A 203-nucleotide genomic window follows, 5' to 3' on the forward strand; every position below is an offset into this window, starting at 1 on the left:
TTTAGTAATCTCTCCTCGTAGCTTTTTGTTAGATAGTTGTAAACAAAAACTAAACCTATAATAAGCAGAAGTAGTAAGAATGTAGAGACTACCATCTCTTTCTTTAGGTGAAGTTTTATATCCGGAATTTTTGAAATTTTTTCTTTTATTCCCCTATAAAAGTCCATCTGTTTTGAAAAGTCGTAGTTTACCACAAAGGCTGT

General features: G+C 31.0%; 1 protein-coding gene. It reads right to left on the bottom strand.

Features of this window, described 5'->3' with window-relative positions; genetic code table 11:
• Positions 1-203, bottom strand: a 203-nt coding sequence (locus tag ABDH49_09315) for a hypothetical protein (protein ID MEN3047136.1), incomplete at both ends; no start/stop codon positions are given.

The sequence above is a fragment of the Candidatus Hydrothermales bacterium genome (assembly GCA_039630235.1).
Taxonomy (GTDB): Bacteria; Hydrothermota; Hydrothermia; order Hydrothermales; family JAJRUZ01; genus JBCNVI01.